Origin of the sequence: Neptunomonas concharum (assembly GCF_008630635.1) — a bacterium.
Lineage (GTDB): Bacteria > Pseudomonadota > Gammaproteobacteria > Pseudomonadales > Balneatricaceae > Neptunomonas > Neptunomonas concharum.
The window spans coordinates 1,079,154-1,101,653 of the sequence record NZ_CP043869.1; the positions used below are offsets into that span (position 1 = coordinate 1,079,154).

Genomic DNA, 22,500 nt, shown 5'->3' on the forward strand with positions numbered 1-22,500 from the left:
GGCAATATTATGATTTATTGCCTGCGCTTGGTGGTGTCTCTTTGGCACTGCTTTCTCTACGGGTGAGAATAGCAATCTGCTCTCGTAGATCGATATTTTCTTGAGTAACTCTCTGTGATTCCACGCGATAGCGAAACACTTCTTCATATCGAGCTTCCAGTTTACTTTCTAATGCATCAAGACTCTTACGTTGCTCGATTACGGTACTTTCAAGCAAATCAATTTGTGACTGTAGATTAGAGATCATACCAAAGCCATTAGGTAGCATATCCTCTTCAGTGTCTTCTTGCTGTACTACACTTTGAGAGCCTAAACCCGTCATGATATGGCTATAGAGCGCCTTAAGTTCACTGGATTCTCTCTCGGAGTACTTAATAGTTTGCTCAAGCGCATTATGCGCGCTGGCTGCCCCTATTGACCCTGCCAACACATGTTCTAACATCCGGTGAAACTCCATCAGCTCAATAATGGTAATGTGAGCCTGGCCCAGCACCTGTAGATCTTCAGCGATGGTATAAACAGATTCTCTTGCTTTATCATTCGTTAGATATTGAGCGAGTAAATTTTGTGCTTCATCAAGTTTTACGTTTAGAGGGATGTAAGCATCTAAGCCTGTTGGGCGTGCTTTAAGGTTGCTATTTACTGGGTGCAGAGCCGCCATGAACTCTGTTGTAAGAGTGCGCTCATCTTTATGAGGGTGGTAGATTAACGAGCCTAGAATATAAAATCCTGTGTTAAACAGTAATGTCCAAAAAACACTATGGGTCACTGGATTTAAACCTTCTAACCCCAGCAGCGCTTCAGGTTTAAGGAGGCTGACTTCCCAAGGGCCTAAACTTAAAATATCAGGATTTAACCATCCTTGTTTGATAAATGTTGGCAGGGCAAGGGTGTAACACCACACGAAAAAACCTGCTAATAAACCCGCAAATGCCCCAGCGCTATTACCTCGCTGCCAGAACATCCCTCCAAAAACAGCTGGTGCAAACTGCAAAATGGCAACGAATGAAAGCAAGCCTATGGCGACCAAAATATAGGAATCACTAAACTCTCGCTCAAACCAGTAACTGCACGCTAGGATACAAGCAACCAACACCCAGCGGATTTGTAATAAAAACGACCTTAATGGTTGCGCAGAAGGGACGGATTCAATGATCGGCAACACCATATGATTAGACACCATGGTGGCTAGGGTCATCGTTGTGATGATCACCATACCTGTTGCTGCGGAGAACCCACCAATAAAAGCAAAGAGGGTTAGCGCTTCAGAACCCGCTTGCTGTGGTAGCAAGAGCACAAAAAAGTCGGCACTTTCCTTAGGTAGCCCACTTAGTAAACCAGCAGCGGCAAGCGGAACGACAAAAAGATTGATCGCAATCATATAGAGAGGGAACAGCCACATCGCCGTTTTGATATGCTGCTGATCAGTATTCTCAATCACGGAAACATGGAACTGCCGGGGTAGAAGAAAAATACCAGCAAAGCTTAGAATAATCAGTGTAACCCACATGCTTGCGCTGTTTTCACTAGCAGTAAAACTGGTTAAATGTTGTAGGTTAGCTTCTTGTAAGCGCGAGTGAATATCCTGAATACCATCAAACATCACAAAACAGACGAACAGACCAACCGCGATGAAAGCGAGTAATTTCACAACACTCTCGACTACCAAGGCAACAATCATGCCTTGGTGGCGTTCGGTCGGGTCGAGGCGTCTTACACCAAACATGATGGTAAAAGCCGTAAGGAGCACCGTTGCTAGCAAGCCGCTGTATTCCCAAGGTTTACTCGCTTCATGAGTGATGATTTCGAAGGAGCTGACAATCGCTTTTAGTTGCAGAGCGATATAAGGCAAAATGCCGATTAATGCGATCAGCGTGACTAGGCCTGCGATGCGTTGAGAGCGTCGATAGCGGGTAGATATAAAGTCGGCAATACTAGTAATGCGAAAAGTTTCTTTTATGGAGACCATTTTGCGTAGCGTGACCCACCAAAAAAGTATCCCTATTAAGGCCCCGACATAAATACCGAGAAACAGAAGCCCAGAGGTACTAGCAAACCCAACACTGCCATAAAACGTCCAGGAAGTATGAAAGACCGCCAACGAGAGGGCATAAACCCATGGGCTTTTTAGTGGTCTTCCTGTTTTGGTAATACGCTTTTCTACGAGCTGCGCAATGATGAACAGCAAAAGCATATAGATAACGACAGTTGAAATAACGGCTAAGGGCGAAAACATCCGGGCTGCCTTTTAGTCTTGGAGGTGGCCTATGGCCAGATTTTTATCAATATGATGTTATTGTAGCGCTATTTTTGCCAATAGGAGATAGCTCTATTTAGTTGTTTTGACTTCTGTCTCTTTTTCATGGCAGCCGCAAGCGGGTGGTACCGGGTCTATGCCACCTTCATGCCACGGGTGGCATTTTAATAATCGTTTGGTTCCGAGCCAGACTCCCTTGAAAATGCCATGGGTTTCAATTGCCTCGAACATATAATGTGAGCAGCTAGGATAAAAGCGACAGTTACTGCCCATCAATGGGCTGATGATGTACTGGTAAAAGCGTATAAGCCCTAACAGTAAGCGCCTTAATAGGCTGTTTATAAACTTAATCACTTTGGCAATTATTCTCTGCTCTTAGTAACAAATCATCAAACAGTTGGTCTTGTGCGCTGTCAAATTGGGCGCCTCCACAGAGGATTTCGACAGGTATGCTGGTATCGGCTATGCGAATATCTTGCTCTTCAATCGCTCGCATCACTCGTTTTGCAACGATCTCGGTTTGTTGCAAAGACGCATCCAACAAACTTATGACAAAACTTTTATTATCTAAGCGAGCTACATAGTCTGATTCTCTCAGTAACTCCTGTAACACACGTGAAACGCTGATAAGTACATGGTCACCCATATTGTAGCCGTAGGTCTGGTTAATCTGTCGAATATTGTCGATGCAAATAACCAATAATGACACAGGGTACTTATAGCGCCGTGATCGAGCGATATCTTGCGCGCCCATTGTGAAGAGTTGCTGACGATTAAATAGCCCCGTCAATGCGTCATGAGTGGCTTGCGAACGCAAAAAATGTTCTTTATCTACCAGTGAAGAAACATTCTGAAAGTAGAGACTGGTATAGTTTTTTTCAGGCTGAAACGTGATCTGAAAATACTGTAAGCCTGAACCGCACATAATGGGAATGCGATTTTGTTGTGTTTTTTGGCTTTGTACTGCGGCTTGAACACCGTGGTTAAGTGCGGAAATTACATCATCGGATTGGTTCAGCTTATCTAGAGACAGACCGACTAGCTCCTGTAGAGGCGTATGAAATACGTGACCTGCAGATTCATTGGCGTAGCAAATCAGCCCGTTATCATCCAGAGCCACGAGAGCAAAAGGGCTTTTGTTGGCTAGTTTGTCTGTAGAAAAGTTGTCAGAAGGAGATAACTGGCTCATAACTCGTCCGTCAATTGGTGTGTGTCTCATGATAAGGTGTATTAGGAAGAATGAAAATAACGGGGAGGTTAAACCCCGTTATTTTATATACGGCCTTACAAATGCTCTTCTGCATACTCAGCCAGCCTAGAGCGGAAGATGCCTTCAAAGTGCACATTAGCGGCCCCTTCAAAGCCTTTAAAGCGCTCGACAATATAGGTGAGTCCCGAGGTTAGAGGGGTTAGGTAATTTGAGTCTATTTGCGCCAAATTGCCTAGGCAGATCATTTTTGTGCCCTTACCTGAACGGGTAATAATCGTTTTTAATTGCGAGGGAGTTAGATTCTGTGCCTCGTCAATGATAACAATAGCGTCCTGAATACTGCGCCCGCGAATAAAGTTGAGGGACTTAAACTGGATGTTGGCTTTTTCTATTGCGTACTTAACGCTGCTTTGAGGGCGCTCATCGTTTTCATGCATTGCTTCAAGGTTGTCATGGATTGCGCTCATCCAAGGAGTCATCTTCTCCTCTTCAGTGCCTGGCAAGAAGCCTATGTCTTCGGCAACTGGTGGGGTAGAGCGCGTAACGATAATTTTATTGTAGCGCTGGTTTTCAATCACCATTTCCAATGCACACGCAAGCGCGATGAGTGTTTTACCCGAGCCCGCTGCACCGTTGAGTATAGATAGATCGATATTGGGGTCCAGCACCGATTGCATGGCAAAAGCCTGATAAATGTTGATGGGGGATATGCCCCAGCAAGTTTGATGCATGAGATGATCAAACCCGAGATCTCGTAGTGTTATTTCGGTATCACTGATACCCACAACTCTTGCGGCAAAGTCTTTAGAGTCGTCGAAGATGTATTCGTTCATGTAAGCGTCGGGGATGAGTGCACGATCTACCTTGTGAAAGGTAAGCCCCTCCTCTTGATAGCTTTTCACCTGTTCTACATTTTCCCAGAATGTGCCATCTAAATGGGTATGCCCGGCAGGCAGTAAATCTAAGTCAGATACTAACTGGTCCGTGCGATAGTCTTCTACCTTCTCTAAACCCGCCCCTAACGCCTTAAGGCGCATATTGATATCTTTAGTGACTAAGACTACTTGTCTGTGGGTGGTTGTTGATTGAAGATGGAGCGCGCAGTTGATGATCTGATTGTCTTTGTTCTTATCGTTTGGTAAGAAACCTTGGCGGTTAGTTAATTCGTGATCCGGAAAGATACTCAACTTCCCAAGCTTTACGTCTCTATCTTTGCCTGGCAGTAAGATTTGTACGCCTTTTGTGATCTGCGTGGAGGAGGTGGCCGTTGAGAGAATGTTATCAATAGCGCGGATTGCATACCGAGCTTCTTGTGCCACATTTTTCTTTCGGTCTTTAATATCATCCAGCTCTTCCAGCACTGTCATGGGGATGGTTATATCTTGCTCTTTAAATTCGTAAAGGCATTGGGGGTCGTGCAGTAGAACGTTGGTATCGAGAATGTATAGTTTGGTTGCGCTCATCGAATCTATCCTTATACAGCCCAAGCAGAGAATCCAAAACCCTGAAGTTTTGTTCTTTCATGATAGTCTAATGTTCAGCGTTTGAGGTCAACCGGAGAAAGAAAATGAGCTATGGGTCTATTGTGGTATTAACGGGAGCAGGCATTTCGGCGGAGTCGGGCATACGTACTTTCCGAGCCAGCGATGGGTTGTGGGAGGATCATCCCATAGAAGATGTCGCAACTCCTGAAGGCTTCCACAAGGACCCGCAGTTGGTGCATCGTTTCTACAATGAGCGCCGCGCTCATCTTTTTGATGAATCCGTGAAACCCAATGCGGCACATTATGCCTTGGCACAACTGGAAGAGGCGTTTGACGGCCAGTTCCTTTTAGTGACTCAGAATGTTGATAATTTGCATGAGCGGGCGGGTAGTCATGCGCTTTTACATATGCATGGCGAGTTGATGAATGTGCGCTGCATTGAAACAGGATACGTATACCCGACTGAAAGTTCGGTAGGCTCTGATGATGCCTGTCGATGCTGCGGCATCGTGGGCAATTTACGCCCGGATATTGTCTGGTTTGGAGAGATGCCTATGTTTATGAATGAAATATATCGGGCACTTTCGCATTGTGATCTATTTATCTCTATTGGAACATCCGGCCATGTTTATCCAGCCGCAGGCTTTGTTGAGATCGCTAATGAGGTGGGGGCGCATACGGTTGAAATTAATCTTGAGTCATCTCGTAAAGCCTCTCACTTTAAAGAGCACATTTATGGTCAGGCAAGCTTGGAGGTACCGGCTTATATTGCGCATTTGTTAACCTCCTGTGCAGGGAAATCAAATTAACCTTTTGTTATTTAAAAGAATACCGTTTTATCTAAAAGTGAACTATGTTGATTGATAGAGGCTCAGATAGTGAAGTCTCTTTTGTTTTTCTATGTGGAGGTGGCGTTTTATGATCACTGAACATTTTGTCAATGCAAGTGTAACGCCATTGGAGAGTCTTGATACTTTATCTCCTCATGAGGTGGCAAAGCTTCAGGATATTAGCCAGGGCGGCCTTTATCATCTGTTTCGTCAGTGCTGCTTGGCTGTGCTAAATACGGGCAGCGAGTTGGATAGCACGCGAAAAGTGCTGAATAAATTTCGTGAATTTGATATCCGTATTACCCATAAACACCGCGGTGTTCAACTGGAACTGATTAATGCCCCGGCCTCAGCATTTGTTGATGGGGAGATTATACAAGGTATACGAGAGCACCTATTTACTGTTTTACGAGACCTTCTGTACGTAGGCGATGAATTGGATCAATGCTGTGATGGGCTCACTGATTCGGAGAGGATTACTAATATTGTTTTCCAAATTTTGCGCCATGCATCTGCTATGCGACCCCATGTGAAGCCCAACTTAGTGGTATGTTGGGGGGGGCACTCTATCAAACGAGGTGAATACGACTACACCAAAAAGGTGGGGTATGAGCTGGGTTTGAGACGATTTGATATCTGCACAGGTTGTGGGCCCGGTGCTATGAAGGGGCCGATGAAAGGAGCAACCATTGCTCATGCAAAGCAGCGTAAAGATAACCCGCGTTATATTGGCTTGACTGAACCCGGTATCATAGCCGCAGAATCACCTAACCCCATTGTAAATGAACTGGTTACTTTGCCAGATATTGAAAAACGCTTAGAAGCCTTTGTCCGTTTAGGGCACGGTATTATCGTCTTTCCAGGTGGCGCGGGTACAGCGGAAGAAATTTTGTACATGCTAGGGATTTTGCTTCACCCTAAAAATCAGCATATTCCCTTCCCATTAATTTTCACAGGTCCTGCAGGCAGCGAGGCCTATTTCGAAACGGTTGACCGGTTTATTAAAGCAACGATAGGGCCAAGCGCAGCGCAAAAGTATGAGATCATTGTGAATGATCCTCATGAGGTTGCCGTGAAGATGCGAGCAGGTTTGGAAGCTGTACTGGCTTATCGCAAACAAACGGATGAGTCTTATCATTACAACTGGCAGCTGCACATCCCGCATGAATTCCAGCAACCATTTGAACCGAATCATGAGGCAATGGCTCAGCTGAACCTTCGGCGCGGGCAGCCTGATTATATTCTGGCCGCTCAGCTTCGACGGGCACTGTCTGGAATCGTTGCGGGTAATGTAAAAGAGCCCGGTGTAATGGCGATTGAGCAACATGGCCCATTTGAGTTAACCGGTGATGTGGATATTATGAAGTCACTGGATGAATTATTGAGTGCTTTTGTAGATCAACACCGTATGAAAATAAACCATGAGGAATATGAACCCTGTTACCGAATTGTCAGGGCTTAGTGCTAAATGAAAGGAGCCCTTGGGCTCCTTTGTTCATCTTGCTCTCTACTAAGACTTCGTGTTAAACCCGCTCAAGTAATGCTGCAATCCCTTGACCACCACCAATGCACATAGTGACAACGGCATAACGTCCTTCTGTGCGTTGTAGCTCATACAGAGCTTTGACTGTAATGATAGCGCCGGTAGCACCGATCGGGTGGCCTAGAGAGATACCCGAGCCATTAACATTGACTTTTTCTTCGGGTAGATCCAAGTCGCGGACAACGGCCAAGGCCTGAGCGGCGAAAGCTTCATTGACTTCCCATACGTCAATATCAGAAACACTTAAGCTTGCATTGTCGAGTAGCTTTTTAACAGCGGGTACAGGGCCGATGCCCATATACTTGGGCTCAACACCTGCAAAGGCATAGCCAGCAATACGAGCCATCGGTTTTAGACCACGCTTTTCGGCTTCGCTGGCACTCATCATAGTGATAGCTGCAGCAGCATCATTCAAGCCCGATGCATTGCCTGCTGTTACGCTACCATCACGCTTAAACACAGGACGTAATTTAGTCATATCCTCCAAAGTGCAGCCTAAACGGATATGCTCATCTGTGTCGAAAAAGGTACTACCTTTACGGCTTTGTAATTCAATAGGAAGAATTTGGTCTTTGAAGCGACCTGATGTGGATGCCGCTTCAGCTCTTTGGTGGCTTAAAGTTGCTAGGGCGTCTTGATCTTCGCGGCTGATACTCCACTTTTCGGCAATATTCTCAGCAGTAATGCCCATGTGGGTGTTCTCAAATGGGCAAGTCAACGCGCCCACCATCGCATCAACAATTTCAGTGTCGCCCATGCGCTGACCAAAGCGAGCACTTGGCATCCAGTACTGCGAGCGACTCATGACTTCGGCACCGCCAGCGACCGCAGCGTTGCATTCTCCCAACTCAATCTGTTGAGCAGCTGTGATAATTGCTTGCAACCCACTACCGCAAAGACGGTTGACAGTTAATGCTGGTGTTTCATGAGGTAAACCACCGTTGACGGCAGCAACGCGGCTGAGATACATATCGCGCCGCTCAGTATGGATAACATTACCAAAAACGCTATGTCCGTATGCTGCGGGCTCTGCACCTGAACGCTTCACTGCTTCGGCTACGACGGCAGCGCCAAGCTCGCAGGGTGTTTTAGATTTGAGGCTGCCACCGAAACCACCAATGGCTGTTCGTACACCGCTTAAGATAACTACATCTTGCTGATTACTCATATCTACCATTTCCTTTTTTCTTGGCTGTTCAGGAGCCGGTTGCTCCAATAGAACTTAAGAACATAAACTAAAACACTGGAAAGTTGTTAGAGAGGTCTATAGGCAATTGGTACAATCGTTAGACTATAGAGCAATCCTAAAGGCGAATGTCGTAGCGTTTTATGACATTCCAGACATTTATGGGTATATTTAGCCCTGCCAGAAAGTGTGGGTTAAGGGTTATAGCTTGAAAAACAGATTAATAGTGACATTAACGACCGTCCATGGCTCACGACAGTACTCTCTTGGGCAGGTTGCCCGTTATATTCTTTTTTTGTTCGTCGTGTTATCCGGGATTAGTTTTTTTATTTCAAATTGGTTATTGGTAAAAACGACTGATGATTTGGCCGATCTAGAGGAGAATCATCAGCAGCTATCAGATCAGTATGAAATGATGCTGGGAACGCAGAATCTTTACAGGAATGAACTCGATCAATTAAGTGCTTCATTGGCAAAGGTGGCGAATGAGCGTGACCGCCTGCAAGCTGACAACATACGTATGGGCGATAAGCTCCAAGAAGAAAATTTACGCTTTGGTGAACTGAATGCTACGCTCGATGCCAGTTTGTCTGGGTTAGAAACGCTTTTGAATGTGGATACATCCGAAGCATTAACCTCCGAACGGCTTGAGGCGCTGACCATGATGGCCAATCAAAGGCTATTTATGCTAAATAGTATACCTAATGGTGTGCCAATACAGGCTATCCGTATCAATGATGGTTTTGGCATGCGTATGCATCCAATCCGTAAGAAGAGGGTGATGCATCATGGTATTGATTTTAAAGCAGATGTTGGTACGCCGGTATATGCAACCGCTGATGGTGTAGTAGAGTATTCAGGTAATAAAGGTGATGGGTATGGCAAGCAAGTGGTGTTGCTGCACAACTATGGATTTAAAACGAATTATAGCCATCTGAATAAAATTGAAGTTTCAAGCGGTGAATTTGTTCATAAAGGGCAAAAAATAGCGGAAAGCGGCAATACAGGAAAATCTACCGGGCCTCATTTACATTATGAAGTTCGACACCTGTATCAACCTATTAATCCGGCACCTTTTGTTTCATGGAATGTAGCCAACTTCGATACAATTTTTACAACAGTGAAGAGCATTAAATGGGCATCCTTAAAAAATCTGTATCCTCTCAATCAAATCGCTCAGCCATAACCATTATTGCTGAGGGTAATAAATTCTCCGGTGACATGAGTATCATTGGTAAGATGCATATTGATGGTATGTTTGAAGGCCATATCAACTCTTTAGATAATATCTCCATCGGAAAGACAGGGCATGTTTCTGGTACGATCCGCGCTAAGCACTTGAATGTGAGTGGTATGTTAGAAGGCGAGGTTATCTGCGAAGAGTTGCATATTGAAAAAGGCGGGCAGGTGAGAGCTAATGTGCTCAGTAAGAAAATGTCCATTGATCCTGCAGGCTGCTTTTTAGGCGAGCGTCGTCAGCAAGAGAGTTCAAGCTTGAATGCTATCAGTGCTCCAGAGTATGAATCTGGCATTGATGCGATTGACAGTCTACCTGATAAGATAACGCTCTCTGCGCCGGAGAATGAAAAAGGTTCGTGATTCATGTGTGAACTACTGGGCATGAGCGCTAACGTGCCAACAGATATTTGCTTTAGTTTTAGTGGTTTGATGCAACGCGGTGGTGAAACGGGTCCGCACCGGGATGGTTGGGGTATTGCCTTTTATGAAGGTAAAGGCATTCGTGCTTTCCACGATCCTGCGCCGAGCTGCCGATCAGAGATTGCTCAGCTGATAAAGCATCATCCTATAAAAAGCCTTATTGTGATCAGTCATATTCGACAAGCTAATGTGGGCTCAGTTTGCTTGGAAAATACTCATCCATTTATTCGCGAATTGTGGGGGAAGAGCTGGTCATTTGCGCATAACGGACAGCTGGATAAACGAATTTTTGATCTTGAATTAAATTTTTATCAGCCAGTAGGTACAACGGATAGTGAATATGCCTTCTGTTGGCTGTTGGGAGAAATTCGGAAAAGATTTCCAACCCAGCCCAGTCATTCAAGCGATCTGACAGACCTTATCCATAATCTTTGTGAGCAGCTAAGAAGCTTGGGCGTCTACAATATGCTGTTGTCTGAATCAGAGAATCTTTATGCGTATTGCAGCTCGAAACTCTCTTGGTTGACCCGGCGTGCTCCTTTTGGTGAAGCAAGTCTCATGGATGAGGAGCTGACAGTCGATTTTTGTAAGGAGACAACAGCGAATGATATTGTAACGGTGATTGCGACCGTACCGCTGACAGCTAACGAAGTTTGGAACCAGTTTGAAAGCGGCGAGCTTGTTGTCTTTAATCAGGGGCTGGTTAGAGAGCAACGTAAAGCTCCACTGTCTAATGAAGTAGACGATCATTGAAACCGATAGTGGCGAACAATCAAAACGATACGATTATTAGTGCGTTTGAACAGTGGGTTGGCGATTACTCGCAACTTCCTGCGTTTAGTCACGAGAAAGCCTCTATAAATTATGCTCATTTAGATGAGCTCAGCCGAGAATTTGCTACCTATCTGCTACACAATACAGACCTTAGAAAGGGGGATAGGGTTGCTATTGTGCTACCTAACTTGTTGCAGTTCACCGTTGTTTTCTATGGGTTATTGCGTGCTGGAATGGTTGCTGTCACCATTAATCCTCATAGTTCCCTTGATGAGATGCAATACCTGCTAAAGGATAGCGGAGCACGTATAGCTGTTATGCTTGATCGGTTTGTTACGGTATCGCAGTCTATGCTATCTAATACGCAGGTCGTTCAGGTTGTCTGGACCTCGCCAAAGGACTTTCATCCGTTTTGGAGGCGGTGCTGGTCTGGCTTTAAAATGCTATATCATCAAGGTCGCGAGGGTATTAAAAGCAATGCTATCAGTACTATTAGCTTACGTTCGGCATTGCGTTTAGGGCGGCAGGCAGATGTTGATTTTCCTGAAATAGCGCGTGATGATCTGGCATTAATTCAATATACGGGTGGCACAACCGGACAAGTGAAAGGTGCCATGTTGCATCACCGCCACTTATTAGCGAATCTTCGCCAAATTCGAGAATTATTAGGCTCAAGTGTATCGCCTAGAAAGGAGCTGGTTATTGCTGCTCTGCCGCTCTATCATATTTACTCGCTAACACTTCATTGCTTAGTGATGCCCTCGTTGGGGAGTCATTCTGTATTAGTGGAGGAGCCGCGAAAGATAGATCGTTTAGTGGATACCATGAGTCAGTACCCGTTCACCTTTTTTGCCGGGCTTAATACCTTATTTGTTAGCCTATGCCGTCACCCTTTCTTTATACAGTTGGACTTTCAAAGGTTGAAAGTTGTTTGTTCAGGTGGCGTTGCATTAACGCCTTCAACGGCTGCGTTATGGAAAAGAATCACCGGTTGTGAAATTTTGGAAGGTTATGGTTTGACCGAAGCATCGCCAGTTGTTGCGGCTAACCATCCTGGCAATATTATGGCTGAAAGTGTTGGACAAGCGCTGTCTGAAACGCAGGTCTGTGTCGTCAATGAAGAAGGTAATTCTTTAGCACAGGGTGAAACGGGTGAGCTTTGGGTTAAAGGACCACAAGTGATGTCCGGTTATTGGAATGACGTAGAAAAAACACGCCAAGCTTTCGAAGGGGAGTGGTTTAAAACGGGCGATATTGCGCGTTTAAGCTCACAAGGTTTCATCAGTATTGTTGATCGCAAGAAAGATGTTATCAATGTGTCAGGTTTCACGGTTTACCCTAGCCAACTGGAAAATGTAATAAGCTGCCATCCTGATATTTTAGAGTGTGCCATCGTTGGTCTACCCGATGATGTGACGGGGGAGGCGATTAAGCTTTATGTTGTTTCAGAAAGTCCACGATTGAGCATTCGTGAAATACGTGATTATTGCCGTGAACGTTTAACCTCCTACAAAGTGCCAAGACAGGTAGAATTCAGAAAACATCTCCCCCATAATTCGGTCGGAAAGGTGCTTCGTCGCCAGCTAAGAGATGAAGAGCTGCAAACTCAGCGATTTCATAAATACAGCGGTCATCAATAAACATCCTTATAGGGATGCCTCAAGAGAGTTACGTGAATAGCAATCTATCCCATTTAGAGTCTTTAATTGTCAGTTGTTTAACAAGTGATCAGCCGCGGCTTTCTCGCAAGTTTGCTAAGCTCAAGCAACGATTAGATGATAACCTGCCTGCGTCTCGCTTACTGGATGAACTCACCCGTGAAGTTAATGAGAGTCAAATAAAAGTTGATTTACGTCGTGCAGCTTTCCCCGTGGTTTCCTATCCAGATCTGCCTGTTTCTGGAAAGCGAGAAGTCATTAAAGAGGCGATCCAAAGTAGCCAAGTTGTTGTAGTCGCTGGTGAAACGGGCTCAGGTAAAACGACGCAGCTACCCAAAATATGTCTCGATCTAGGATTGGGAGAACTAGGGCTAATTGGTCATACACAACCCCGCCGACTAGCGGCTCGAACAGTGGCGACGCGTATTGCAGAGGAACTGGGTACTAACATTGGTGAAGGTGTCGGATACCAAGTTCGTTTTACGGATGAAGTAGGAGAGTTTTCTCTTATTAAGTTGATGACGGATGGCATTCTACTGGCCGAGACTCAGCATGATCCTTTGTTATCTAAATACCAAGTTATCATTATTGATGAAGCGCATGAGAGAAGTTTGAATATCGACTTCTTGCTTGGCTACATCAAACGAATTCTGCCTAAACGTCCTGACCTAAAAGTGATTATCACTTCAGCGACAATTGACTTAGAGCGCTTCTCAAAACACTTTGATAGCGCGCCTATTATTGAAGTATCAGGAAGGACATATCCGGTAGATGTTATCTATCGTCCTCTACAATCCGAGGATGATGACCAAAAAGAGCGTAGCCTGCAGCAAGGAATTTGTGACGCAGTAGAAGAGATCATCGCTATGGATCGGGCGGAGCGGATTACTGGCCCAAGAGATGTATTAGTTTTTCTCAGTGGTGAGCGTGAAATTCGTGAAGCTGCTGACCGGTTACGTAAAATGCAGCTGCGCGACACAGAAATTATGCCGTTGTATGCTCGCCTGAGTGTTGCAGAGCAAACTCGCGTTTTCGAAAATCAGCGTCATATCGGGCGGCGTATTGTGCTGGCAACCAACGTGGCAGAAACGTCGATTACGGTTCCTAATATTCGCTATGTAATTGATACCGGCGTCGCACGTATCTCGCGTTATAGTTATCGGTCTAAGGTGCAGCGATTACCGATAGAAGCTATCTCGCAAGCCAGCGCTAATCAGCGAGCCGGTCGGTGTGGCCGTATAGCTGCGGGTGTGTGTATTCGGCTCTATAGTGAAGAGGATTATAAGCTACGCCCCGAATTTACCGATGCTGAAATACGTCGTACCAATTTAGCGGCAGTTATCTTACAGATGCTGAATTTAAAACTCGGTAATATAGCTGATTTCCCGTTTATTGATCCGCCTGACAGTCGCTTTATTAGTGATGGCTTTAAACTGCTCGAAGAACTCGGTGCTGTGAACCCACGAAGGCAGATGACAGCATTAGGTAAGCGCTTAAGCCAACTGCCTGTAGATCCCCGTATTGGTAGGATGGTATTGGAGGCCTCAAAGCAAGGCGCACTGAAAGAGGTTTTAGTAATTGCCAGTGCGTTAAGCGTTCAGGACCCCAGAGAGCGTCCAATGGATAAGCAGCAAGCAGCAGATCAAGCCCATGCTGTCTATGTGGATGAGCATTCAGATTTTCTCACCGTCGTTAATTTATGGAACAGCTACGAGTCGCTTCGACAAGCGCTTTCTCAATCTCAGTTGCGCAAGCATTGTCAGAAAAGCTTTCTCTCTTTTATGCGGATGCGGGAATGGCGAGATATTCATCGCCAGTTGCTATTGAGTTGTCGCCAATTGGGTCTTAAAGAAAATAGCGAGTCAGCAGATTATAAAGAAATACATATATCGCTATTAGCCGGCTTGCTTAGTCATATGGGGTTTCGCCAGGAAAATAAAGAGTACCTTGGTGCTAGAAATCGACGTTTTCATCTGTTCCCAGCCTCAGCCCTATTTAAAAAGCCGGCTAAGTGGATTATGGCGGCGGAGCTGGTAGAAACCACGAAGCTCTATGCACGTATGGTTGCACGCATTGAGCCAGAATGGGCAGAACGATTAGCATCTCACCTTGTTAAGCGTAGTTATCTGGAGCCAGTGTGGCAAAAGAAGCGTGCACAAGTGACCGCTATTGAGCAGGTGTCGCTGTTTGGTTTGTTGATTATCCCAAAACGCACAGTTAACTATGGGGCGATTGATCCTGATGTATCCCATCAGGTTTTTATACGATCAGCACTGGTTGAAGGGCATTATGATACAAAAGCTCGCTTTTTTAATCACAACCAGCAACTGTTGAATCAAATCGAAGGGCTAGAAGCAAAAACTCGAAGAAAAGATCTGCTGGTGGATGAAGAGGCGCTTTATGATTTCTACGCGGAGCGTTTTCGGACATATCAGGGAGAACATGTTGTTAATGGTGCTGGATTTGAGAAATGGCGTAAGCAGTTAGAGCATGAGCGCCCCGATGCGCTTTGCTTAACGGAAGAGGATCTACTACAGCGTTCTACTTCCCATATATCGCAGAGTGCTTATCCTGATGAAATAAAGCACAAAGGTATGCATCTTAAACTCCACTACCATTTTGAGCCGGGTGCAGAAGATGACGGTGTAACTTTATCAGTACCTATTGCCCTGCTAAAACAGCTACCTTTAAAGCGCTTAGAATGGCTGGTGCCGGGTATGCTGCAAGATAAATGTACAGCGTTACTAAAAGGGTTGCCGAAGCAGCGTCGGAAGAATTTTGTACCTATTCCTGATTATGCCTCCGCACTTTATGAAGCAATGGTGTTTGGTGACGGAGATCTTTATGAGGCGATGTGCCTTCAGTTGCTGCGGATGACCGGCGTTAAGCTTGATCCTTCAGAACTGAGGGATGTTGTCTTGCCAGATCACTGGCGTATGAATATTCGTGTTAAAGATGCGGCAGGAAAGCAAATTGCGCAGGGTCGAGATTGGCAGCGATTATGCGAGCAATATGGCCATCAAGCTGAAAAAGCTTTGGAAAGTAGCCCTGAGCAAAGCTGGGGTAGACAAGGAATTACGCGATGGGATTTCGGGGTCATTCCTGACAAAATTCAGTTGCGACAGGCAGGTGGCATTCACGTCGATGCTTGGCCGGCATTACAAGATAAGCAAGAGAGCGTCGCGCTACTAGCGGTAATGGATGCGGCTAAGGCCAAAGAGCTAACGATCCAAGGTGTTATTCGGTTGGCGCTATTGGCGTTAGTTCCGCAAATTCGGGCCTGTCGCAAGGCGCTGTCGACCCATAGTAACGAAAGTGTGCTCTATACGGGTAAAGTTTTTAATAAAAAGATGTTGGAAGAGCAGATCTTAAGCCAATCAGTGCGTTCGTTAATGGCATTAGACAACGACCTGCCAAAGGATGAAGCCTCTTTTGAGTTGAAAGTTGAAGCAGTGAAGGATGGGCTTGAAGCTAGAATTTATGAAATTTCAAAGCTTGTTTTGGTAATACATAAGCAATACCACCAAGCAGTAAAGCATTTAAATGGTCGTGTGGACTTAAGCACTGTAACTATTTTGAATGACATAAAAAGCCAATTAACGCATTTAATCAATAAAACCTATATTTCCAATATATCGTGGTCTGTTTTACAGCAATACCCAAGATATATGGATGCTATCCTTTACCGGATAGAAAAATACCCAAGAGAGATACCACGACAACGTATGCTCAGTGAGCAATTACATCAATGGTGGGAGCAATATTTGGGGTTAAAGAGCCTTTTGGAAAAACGTGGTTCAGGAATCGATGAGCTTATGGCATTCCGTTGGTATCTGGAAGAGTACCGTGTTTCCTTATTCGCGCAGCAATTAGGTACTCAAGAACCGGTTTCTGAAAAACGCGTTCGGCAAAGATGGCAAACGTTACAGCCTGACTAAGATCAATGAATGCAATAGATTGATTTCAAGTCAGTATAAGAAAGTTGCTTAGGGGTTGCGTATAGCCATTAGCTGTGCTGTAATGCGCAAAATTTATGTGAAGGCAGGCTTAGGTTTATTAGCTGCTAAGCATTTAAAGTGATAGTTTGAATAGATATATGAAAGAAAAGGCAAAAAAATTGCTTTCATGTATTTGAAATATTCTAAATGTATAGTATTTTCTTAGGTAGCAATGTTCTGAAAGTTATTCTTTTGTAGGATACTGGCAAGTACAAGCGCTAAGAAAAACTAGAATTCACTACTAGTATGTTGAATATTGAAGGGGAAAACTCGATGAAAAAGTCACTGATCGCTCTGGCTGTTGCTGGTGCTCTGGCTGCTCCAATGGTTGCACAGGCTGACGCTACTCTGTACGGCTCTCTGCGCATCAAAATTGAAAACACTGAAGGCGCTACAAACGACAACCTAGACGTAAGAGATAACTCTTCACGTATCGGTGTTAAAGGCAGCTCTGAACTGTTCTCTGGCGCTAAGGCTATCTTCCAGTTCGAACAAGCTGTAAGCACTGAAACTGGTGCTTGGGCTGGCGGACGTCTGGCTAACGTTGGTATCACTGGTGATTTCGGTACTGCATTGTTCGGCCGTATCTGGACTCCTTACTACTCTTGGACTGGCGCTCAGACTGATATCCTAGACAACAGCACTTCTGCATCTTCTGTTTACCAAGTTGGTGCTCACCGTGCGTCTAACGTAATCGCTTACGTTTCTCCATCTATGAGCGGCTTCCAGGTTGCTGCTGCTGTACTGCCTAACGATGGTGGTGCTGCTGACGACGAAACTATCGACGTTTCTCACGTTGCTGCTAAGTACGAAAACGCTGGCCTGAACGTTGGTGTTTCTTACCTAGGCTTCGAAGCTGCTGACCGTGATGTAATCTCTGTTGGTGCTTCTTACACTATGGATGCTGTATACGTTGCTGCTCGTTACGAGAATGACGATGCTCCAGGTGCTGACCGTGATGCTTGGGAACTGGCTGGTTCTTACACAATGGGTAACACTAAGCTGTTAGCTAACTACATCGACGACGAGCGTGATGCTGACGATCAGTGGTCTTTGGAAGTTCAGCAAAAGCTAGGCAAGCAGGCTCGTGTATTCGCTGCATACGTTGATCGTAACGTTGCAGACGGTGGCGAAGGCTTCATGGCTGGTTACCGCGTAGACTTCTAATCTAAACCTTAGATTAGACTCCTATAAAAAGGCTCCTTCGGGAGTCTTTTTTGCGTTTAACGAGTTTCAGTTTTATTTTGGGTTAGCCTACTCTACAATTAGCCCATACTTGAATTTGATTAGGAAAGATCAATGTTACGCTGTGGTAAACATTTAGCACTGGTTCTGGCGTTTTCTCTAGCGGCTCCAGTTGTGGCAGAAACAAAATCAGATCCGTGGGAAGGATACAATCGCACGATGTATGATTTTAATAAAAGTGCTGATCGTTATCTGATTAAGCCTTTGGCTCAGGGGTATCAGGCGGTGACACCTGACTTAGTTGAGCAAGGTGTACACAACTTTTTTTCGAATTTAGGGGATATCACCTCTTTAGTTAACAGTATTTTTCAATTAAAGCCTGATTCTGCATTACAGGACTTTGCGCGTATAACGTTTAACTCAACGTTTGGATTAGCGGGTTTAATTGATGTTTCAACCCCAATGGGGCTACCTTCAAGTGGTGAAGACTTTGGCCAAACATTGGGGTATTGGGGAGTATCATCGGGGCCATATCTGGTGCTTCCCCTGTTTGGACCTTCTTCGGTACGGGATGCTGTCGGGCGAGTGCCTGATACATACACAGATGTATGGCCTGTTGAGGTGGGTCATATTCCAACGCGTAATTCCGGCTATGGGCTAAGATTATTAGATACGCGAGTGAGCTTATTTTCAGCGGAACGTCTCATTTCTGGAGATGAGTATAGTTTTGTCAGGGATGCCTATCTTCAACAGAGAGCCTTTATGGTTAAAGATGGACAAATGGACTTGAAATTTAATCAGGATGACTTTTAAAGTATACCCAGCAAAAAGTGGATGACGCTTAACACTATGTGTGAAAGTCCGGCGAGTATTCAGTTGATCGGCTTTGAGCCTGAGCACATTATTTTGTTCAGGCGCATACTTGCAGGTCATGCACTGCTCGTTAATGAAGGTGTTTCCAATGTACAGCCTTTTAAACACTTCGGTGTTTATATTGTCAGGGTTGCCCGCGAGGCAGATATACAACTGATCAAGGCGTTAAGTGATTCTGATGGTTATTTTCTAGTTATTTCAGTTTATGAAAAAGCCGATCCAACCAGGATCTTGGAATCTTTAAGGGCGGGCGCAGATGATGTTTTCTTTCTAACTTCGCTTTTGGAGGAGCAAAGTGCATTTGTATCAGCGCTTGAGCTATTGTTAACAAGATGCCGCTTAATATATGAAGGCAAAGTCTATAGAGAAACACTGGAAGCTTCGCTAGAAGAACTTAAGAATGATCAAGAAGCAGCTTACCAAGTCCAATCTCGCCTGTTACCTCCACAGAAGCAAGTGATCAAGGATGTTGAGTTTACTTATTCGGTTACACCGTCACTGATTGTGAGCGGTGATTTTATTGACGTAGTTCCGATCAATGAACAACTGACCCTTTTTTATATTGCAGATGTATCGGGTCACGGTGCGGCTTCTGCGCTTATAACGATTCTCCTCAAAAATATCACTAGCCGCTTGTTGCGCAATTTCAAACGTTCCTCCAGTTACGACATCCTATCTCCTGTAAGAACGTTAGAGCGCATTAACAAGGAGGTTAACTCGCTTGCGTTAGATAAGCACCTTACAGCGTTTTGTGGTGTGATTAATCATCAGGCAAACATCCTAAACTACGCTGTTGCCGGCCATCATCCAATGCCTTTTTATAAATCTGGTGGTGAAGTTACTATTTTACCTGGAAGAGGTATGCCACTTGGGTTATTTGAGGAAGCTATTTTTGGTGAAGGTCAACAAGTATTAGATGATGATTTTTCACTCACACTCTGCTCTGATGGTGTTTTAGAATTACTCTCTGGCGGGAGCATAGCAGACAAAGAGCAACAGCTATTGAACTGGCTTAAAAGCAATCCTCCTTGCCATGAAGCGCTAAAGGCTTATGTATTTTCTGGTTGTGAGTTATCCGGGCTTATACCTGATGATGTAACGATCATGTCGTTGATGAGAGTGAACCTATGAGCTCTGGCTCTATTTATTATGCTGTCTTGGATAAACATTACGTTATTAAATTTGTAGGGGAAGTTAGGCTTACACTCTGTTCTTCTTTAGACACCTACATTGAGACGCTTTTATCGAAGGGTGATTGCACCTCGGTGCTGATTGACCTGAGTGAGGCGAGTTACCTCGATAGTACAACTTTGGGCCTCGTTGCAAAATTTGCAGTGAGGGCTAAAGCAGATGGCTTATCAGCTCCTGTCTTAGTATCTACCCATGAAGACGTCACCAGAACCCTGCTGAGTATGGGCTTTGATCAAATATTTGTGTTACTAGATGTTTTACCTGAAACGCAGTGTGAGCTGAAGCAAATTCCGCTTGTGCAGGAGTCCGTTTTGGAGACGCAGAAGCGCATTATTGATGCGCACAAAGTCTTAATGTCACTCAACGATGCAAATCATGAAGCTTTCCAGAGTTTGATCAAAGTTCTCGAAAAATAGGAATTTTTCCTATTTTTTTTTATAAGAGCCTAGGTAGAATAACAGTTGTCCAGTGAAGAGAGCAGGGATGCAATATCTCATAAGGATTGAGAACTTTGGATGGACCACCTACAGGGATGAGAAGGTGACCTGCATGGATGTGGGATGAAGGGCTCTAAGCATAGGATGTTTTAGAGCCCTTTGTTTTTTATCAGCTTTGGGCCAGTAGCGTCTCTAGTTTCACTTGGTCCTTGGCAAAATTACGAATGCCTTCCGCTAGTTTCTCAGTTGCCATAGCATCTTCATTCATCATCCACCTGAAACGTGCTTCGCTCATTTCTATTTTATCTAGCGAGCTGTTAGCTGTATTAACGCTAAGACGCTGAGAAAGAGGTTCCACGGTCGAGGCTAACTCTGCCATAAGCTGAGGGCTAATGGTCAGACGATCACATCCTGCCAAGGACTGGATTTCGCCGATATTGCGAAAACTAGCGCCCATAACAATTGTGTTGTACCCATGATGTTTGTAAAAGTGGTAAATACTACTTACCGATTGTACGCCGGGGTCTTTCTCGTTGGTAAAGTCGTCAGTGGGGGCTTTCGATTTATACCAATCCAAAATACGACCAACGAAAGGCGATATCAAATAGACATTGGCTTCGGCGCAGGCAACGGCTTGAGCAAATCCAAAAAGTAACGTCAGATTACAGTTTATGCCTTCTTGTTCAAGAACTTTTGCCGCTTGGATACCTTCCCAAGTGGATGCTATTTTTATCAAAATGCGATCATTGCTGATGCCGGCTTCGTTATACATTTGGATAAGTTGGCGAGCTTGTTGAAGGGTAGCCTGTGTATCGAACGATAATCGGGCATCGACCTCGGTAGAAATTCTGCCAGGAATGATTTTTAGAATCTCCAGTCCGATAAGCACGCCAAACTTTTGAGACATTAAGCTTAGTTGCTCATGTTTATCGCTGCTATGTGTTAATGCCCATTGCTTAGCTTCGTTGAGTAGCGCTACATAGGCGGGCAGCTCTGCTGCCTTCAGAAGCAAGGATGGGTTTGTAGTTGCATCAACCGGTGTAAACTGGCGAATAGCCTCGATATCGCCTGTATCAGCGACAACCGTTGTCATAGATTTAAGTTGCTCTAGCTGGCTTTCCATTGAATAAAATCCTGTTAATCACTTAATGAAGTAACTTTTTTGAGTGCGTCGTAAATGACTTGCGTATCCGCACCGGGTTTATGTGCTTGTTCGCTGATGACTCTACGAAATTGTTTGCCGCCCCGAACACCGTGGAATAACCCTAGAATATGCCGTGACATGTGACCAAGAGGAACCCCTAGACTCAATTGGGATTCTATATAAGGCAAGTAGTCTTCTAAGGCCTTTACGCGGGTTGTGGGGGCTTTGGGCGTACCGTATACCTCATTGTCTACCTCAGAGAGAAGAAATGGATTGTGGTAGGCCTCACGACCGATCATAACACCATCCACCCAGTGGAGGTGTTGCAATGATTCAGCTATGGTTTTAATACCGCCATTGATGATTATTTCCAAATCTGGAAAACAGCGTTTAAGTGCGTAGACCCGTTCATATTGCAAAGGAGGTATGTCTCGGTTCTCTTTAGGGCTAAGACCTTGAAGGATTGCTTTGCGTGCATGAACAATAAAGGTCTTACACCCGGAGGCCTTTACGGTGTCAACAAATGTATGCAGAAGCTCGTCGTTGTCTAGGTCATCAATTCCAAGTCTGTGTTTTATCGTAATCGGAATAGATACCAGATCTTGCATGGCAGCTAAGCAGTCTCTAACTTGCTGAGGGTGCGCCATCAGGCAGGCGCCGATCATATTATTCTGGACTCGATCGCTAGGGCAGCCAACATTCAAATTGATTTCATCATAGCCATAGGCTTCTGCCATTTTTGCACATTGAGCCAACTCGGCTGGGTTACTGCCACCGAGTTGCAGGGCCACAGGGTGCTCCCCCTGATTGTATGCTAAGTGGCGTTCGGCGTCGCCATAGATCAGTGCACCGGTAGTTACCATCTCTGTGTATAACAAAGCATGTTGAGACAGAGTTCGATGGAACATACGGCAGTGTCTATCTGTCCAGTCCATCATGGGTGCGACCGAAAAGCGGCGGCTTACTGAATCATGAGTGTGGTTCGAGGGGGCGGGGGTGGTCAAACTGTTCAAGTCTCCAAGTCCTACACAAGGCTATCTGCTTTATGTATAGTGCGGCAATTTATAAACG

At 45.0% G+C, this 22,500-nt stretch carries 18 protein-coding genes; 11 read left to right on the plus strand and 7 right to left on the minus strand.

What is annotated here, in order from left to right:
* Positions 1–7 precede the first annotated feature (7 nt).
* From F0U83_RS05055 to F0U83_RS05070, 4 genes are all read right to left on the minus strand, one after another.
* The gene (locus F0U83_RS05055; RefSeq protein WP_138988828.1) at positions 8–2,236 is read right to left on the minus strand and encodes a sodium:solute symporter family protein; all 2,229 of its coding nucleotides are present in this window, start codon (positions 2,234–2,236) and stop codon (positions 8–10) included.
* A gap of 93 nt (positions 2,237–2,329) precedes the next feature.
* Positions 2,330–2,611, minus strand: coding sequence for a membrane protein insertion efficiency factor YidD (yidD, locus tag F0U83_RS05060; RefSeq protein ID WP_420813342.1), 282 nt, complete (start codon positions 2,609–2,611; stop codon positions 2,330–2,332).
* The gene (locus F0U83_RS05065) at positions 2,604–3,446 is read right to left on the minus strand and encodes a sensor domain-containing diguanylate cyclase (RefSeq protein ID WP_170221920.1); all 843 of its coding nucleotides are present in this window, start codon (positions 3,444–3,446) and stop codon (positions 2,604–2,606) included. Before F0U83_RS05065 ends, yidD begins: the two co-directional genes overlap by 8 nt.
* A gap of 95 nt (positions 3,447–3,541) precedes the next feature.
* On the minus strand, positions 3,542–4,930 hold the full coding sequence (locus F0U83_RS05070) for a PhoH family protein (protein ID WP_138988830.1): 1,389 nt from the start codon (positions 4,928–4,930) through the stop codon (positions 3,542–3,544).
* Between the two features lie 104 nt (positions 4,931–5,034).
* On the opposite strand from F0U83_RS05070, the gene cobB reads away from it, so the two are divergent.
* Positions 5,035–5,760 carry a Sir2 family NAD+-dependent deacetylase gene (cobB, locus tag F0U83_RS05075; protein WP_138988831.1) on the plus strand — a complete coding sequence of 242 codons (726 nt, stop codon included), beginning with the start codon at positions 5,035–5,037 and terminating at the stop codon, positions 5,758–5,760.
* Between the two features lie 109 nt (positions 5,761–5,869).
* Positions 5,870–7,243 carry a nucleotide 5'-monophosphate nucleosidase PpnN gene (gene ppnN, locus F0U83_RS05080; protein WP_138988832.1) on the plus strand — a complete coding sequence of 458 codons (1,374 nt, stop codon included), beginning with the start codon at positions 5,870–5,872 and terminating at the stop codon, positions 7,241–7,243.
* Between the two features lie 61 nt (positions 7,244–7,304).
* Here the strand turns inward: ppnN and F0U83_RS05085 are convergent, their stop codons facing one another.
* On the minus strand, positions 7,305–8,492 hold the full coding sequence (locus tag F0U83_RS05085) for an acetyl-CoA C-acyltransferase family protein (protein ID WP_138988833.1): 1,188 nt from the start codon (positions 8,490–8,492) through the stop codon (positions 7,305–7,307).
* Between the two features lie 226 nt (positions 8,493–8,718).
* Between F0U83_RS05085 and F0U83_RS05090 the strand changes: the two genes are divergently transcribed.
* The 9 genes from F0U83_RS05090 to F0U83_RS05130 all read left to right on the plus strand — a co-directional run bounded on the left by F0U83_RS05090 (position 8,719) and on the right by F0U83_RS05130 (position 20,264).
* On the plus strand, positions 8,719–9,696 hold the full coding sequence (locus F0U83_RS05090; protein ID WP_138988834.1) for a M23 family metallopeptidase: 978 nt from the start codon (positions 8,719–8,721) through the stop codon (positions 9,694–9,696).
* Positions 9,645–10,109 carry a bactofilin family protein gene (locus F0U83_RS05095; protein WP_138988835.1) on the plus strand — a complete coding sequence of 155 codons (465 nt, stop codon included), beginning with the start codon at positions 9,645–9,647 and terminating at the stop codon, positions 10,107–10,109. Before F0U83_RS05090 ends, F0U83_RS05095 begins: the two co-directional genes overlap by 52 nt.
* 3 nt (positions 10,110–10,112) lie before the next feature.
* On the plus strand, positions 10,113–10,922 hold the full coding sequence (locus F0U83_RS05100) for a class II glutamine amidotransferase (RefSeq protein WP_138988836.1): 810 nt from the start codon (positions 10,113–10,115) through the stop codon (positions 10,920–10,922).
* Between the two features lie 8 nt (positions 10,923–10,930).
* A complete protein-coding gene (locus F0U83_RS05105) occupies positions 10,931–12,583 on the plus strand; it encodes an AMP-binding protein (RefSeq protein ID WP_170221922.1) in 1,653 nt (550 codons plus the stop codon).
* 32 nt (positions 12,584–12,615) lie between these two features.
* Complete coding sequence (hrpA, locus tag F0U83_RS05110) at positions 12,616–16,539, plus strand: ATP-dependent RNA helicase HrpA (protein WP_246077886.1); 3,924 nt, start codon at positions 12,616–12,618, stop codon at positions 16,537–16,539.
* Between the two features lie 333 nt (positions 16,540–16,872).
* Complete coding sequence (locus F0U83_RS05115) at positions 16,873–17,766, plus strand: porin (RefSeq protein WP_138988839.1); 894 nt, start codon at positions 16,873–16,875, stop codon at positions 17,764–17,766.
* A gap of 132 nt (positions 17,767–17,898) precedes the next feature.
* Positions 17,899–18,597, plus strand: coding sequence for an MlaA family lipoprotein (locus F0U83_RS05120; protein ID WP_138988840.1), 699 nt, complete (start codon positions 17,899–17,901; stop codon positions 18,595–18,597).
* Positions 18,598–18,618: 21 nt separating this feature from the next.
* The gene (locus F0U83_RS05125) at positions 18,619–19,788 is read left to right on the plus strand and encodes a PP2C family protein-serine/threonine phosphatase (protein ID WP_138988841.1); all 1,170 of its coding nucleotides are present in this window, start codon (positions 18,619–18,621) and stop codon (positions 19,786–19,788) included.
* Positions 19,785–20,264, plus strand: coding sequence for an STAS domain-containing protein (locus F0U83_RS05130; RefSeq protein ID WP_138988842.1), 480 nt, complete (start codon positions 19,785–19,787; stop codon positions 20,262–20,264). The genes F0U83_RS05125 and F0U83_RS05130 overlap by 4 nt, the downstream gene beginning before the upstream one ends.
* Before the next feature lie 190 nt (positions 20,265–20,454).
* On the opposite strand, the gene tal is transcribed toward F0U83_RS05130, so the two are convergent.
* Complete coding sequence (gene tal / locus F0U83_RS05135) at positions 20,455–21,408, minus strand: transaldolase (RefSeq protein ID WP_138988843.1); 954 nt, start codon at positions 21,406–21,408, stop codon at positions 20,455–20,457.
* Positions 21,409–21,422: 14 nt separating this feature from the next.
* Positions 21,423–22,367 carry a tRNA dihydrouridine(20/20a) synthase DusA gene (gene dusA, locus F0U83_RS05140; RefSeq protein ID WP_138988888.1) on the minus strand — a complete coding sequence of 315 codons (945 nt, stop codon included), beginning with the start codon at positions 22,365–22,367 and terminating at the stop codon, positions 21,423–21,425.
* Positions 22,368–22,500: the final 133 nt, after the last annotated feature.

Excerpts from the sequence above, each read along its gene's own strand:
- F0U83_RS05055 (WP_138988828.1), bottom strand. The coding sequence starts at position 2,236 with ATGTTTTCGCCCTTAGCCGTTATTTCAACTGTCGTTATCTATATGCTT.
- F0U83_RS05065 (WP_170221920.1), bottom strand. The coding sequence starts at position 3,446 with ATGAGCCAGTTATCTCCTTCTGACAACTTTTCTACAGACAAACTAGCC.
- F0U83_RS05070 (WP_138988830.1), bottom strand. The coding sequence starts at position 4,930 with ATGAGCGCAACCAAACTATACATTCTCGATACCAACGTTCTACTGCAC.
- cobB (WP_138988831.1), top strand. The coding sequence starts at position 5,035 with ATGAGCTATGGGTCTATTGTGGTATTAACGGGAGCAGGCATTTCGGCG.
- ppnN (WP_138988832.1), top strand. The coding sequence starts at position 5,870 with ATGATCACTGAACATTTTGTCAATGCAAGTGTAACGCCATTGGAGAGT.
- F0U83_RS05085 (WP_138988833.1), bottom strand. The coding sequence starts at position 8,492 with ATGAGTAATCAGCAAGATGTAGTTATCTTAAGCGGTGTACGAACAGCC.
- F0U83_RS05095 (WP_138988835.1), top strand. The coding sequence starts at position 9,645 with ATGGGCATCCTTAAAAAATCTGTATCCTCTCAATCAAATCGCTCAGCC.
- F0U83_RS05100 (WP_138988836.1), top strand. The coding sequence starts at position 10,113 with ATGTGTGAACTACTGGGCATGAGCGCTAACGTGCCAACAGATATTTGC.
- F0U83_RS05115 (WP_138988839.1), top strand. The coding sequence starts at position 16,873 with ATGAAAAAGTCACTGATCGCTCTGGCTGTTGCTGGTGCTCTGGCTGCT.
- F0U83_RS05120 (WP_138988840.1), top strand. The coding sequence starts at position 17,899 with ATGTTACGCTGTGGTAAACATTTAGCACTGGTTCTGGCGTTTTCTCTA.
- F0U83_RS05125 (WP_138988841.1), top strand. The coding sequence starts at position 18,619 with ATGACGCTTAACACTATGTGTGAAAGTCCGGCGAGTATTCAGTTGATC.
- F0U83_RS05130 (WP_138988842.1), top strand. The coding sequence starts at position 19,785 with ATGAGCTCTGGCTCTATTTATTATGCTGTCTTGGATAAACATTACGTT.
- tal (WP_138988843.1), bottom strand. The coding sequence starts at position 21,408 with ATGGAAAGCCAGCTAGAGCAACTTAAATCTATGACAACGGTTGTCGCT.
- dusA (WP_138988888.1), bottom strand. The coding sequence starts at position 22,367 with ATGATGGACTGGACAGATAGACACTGCCGTATGTTCCATCGAACTCTG.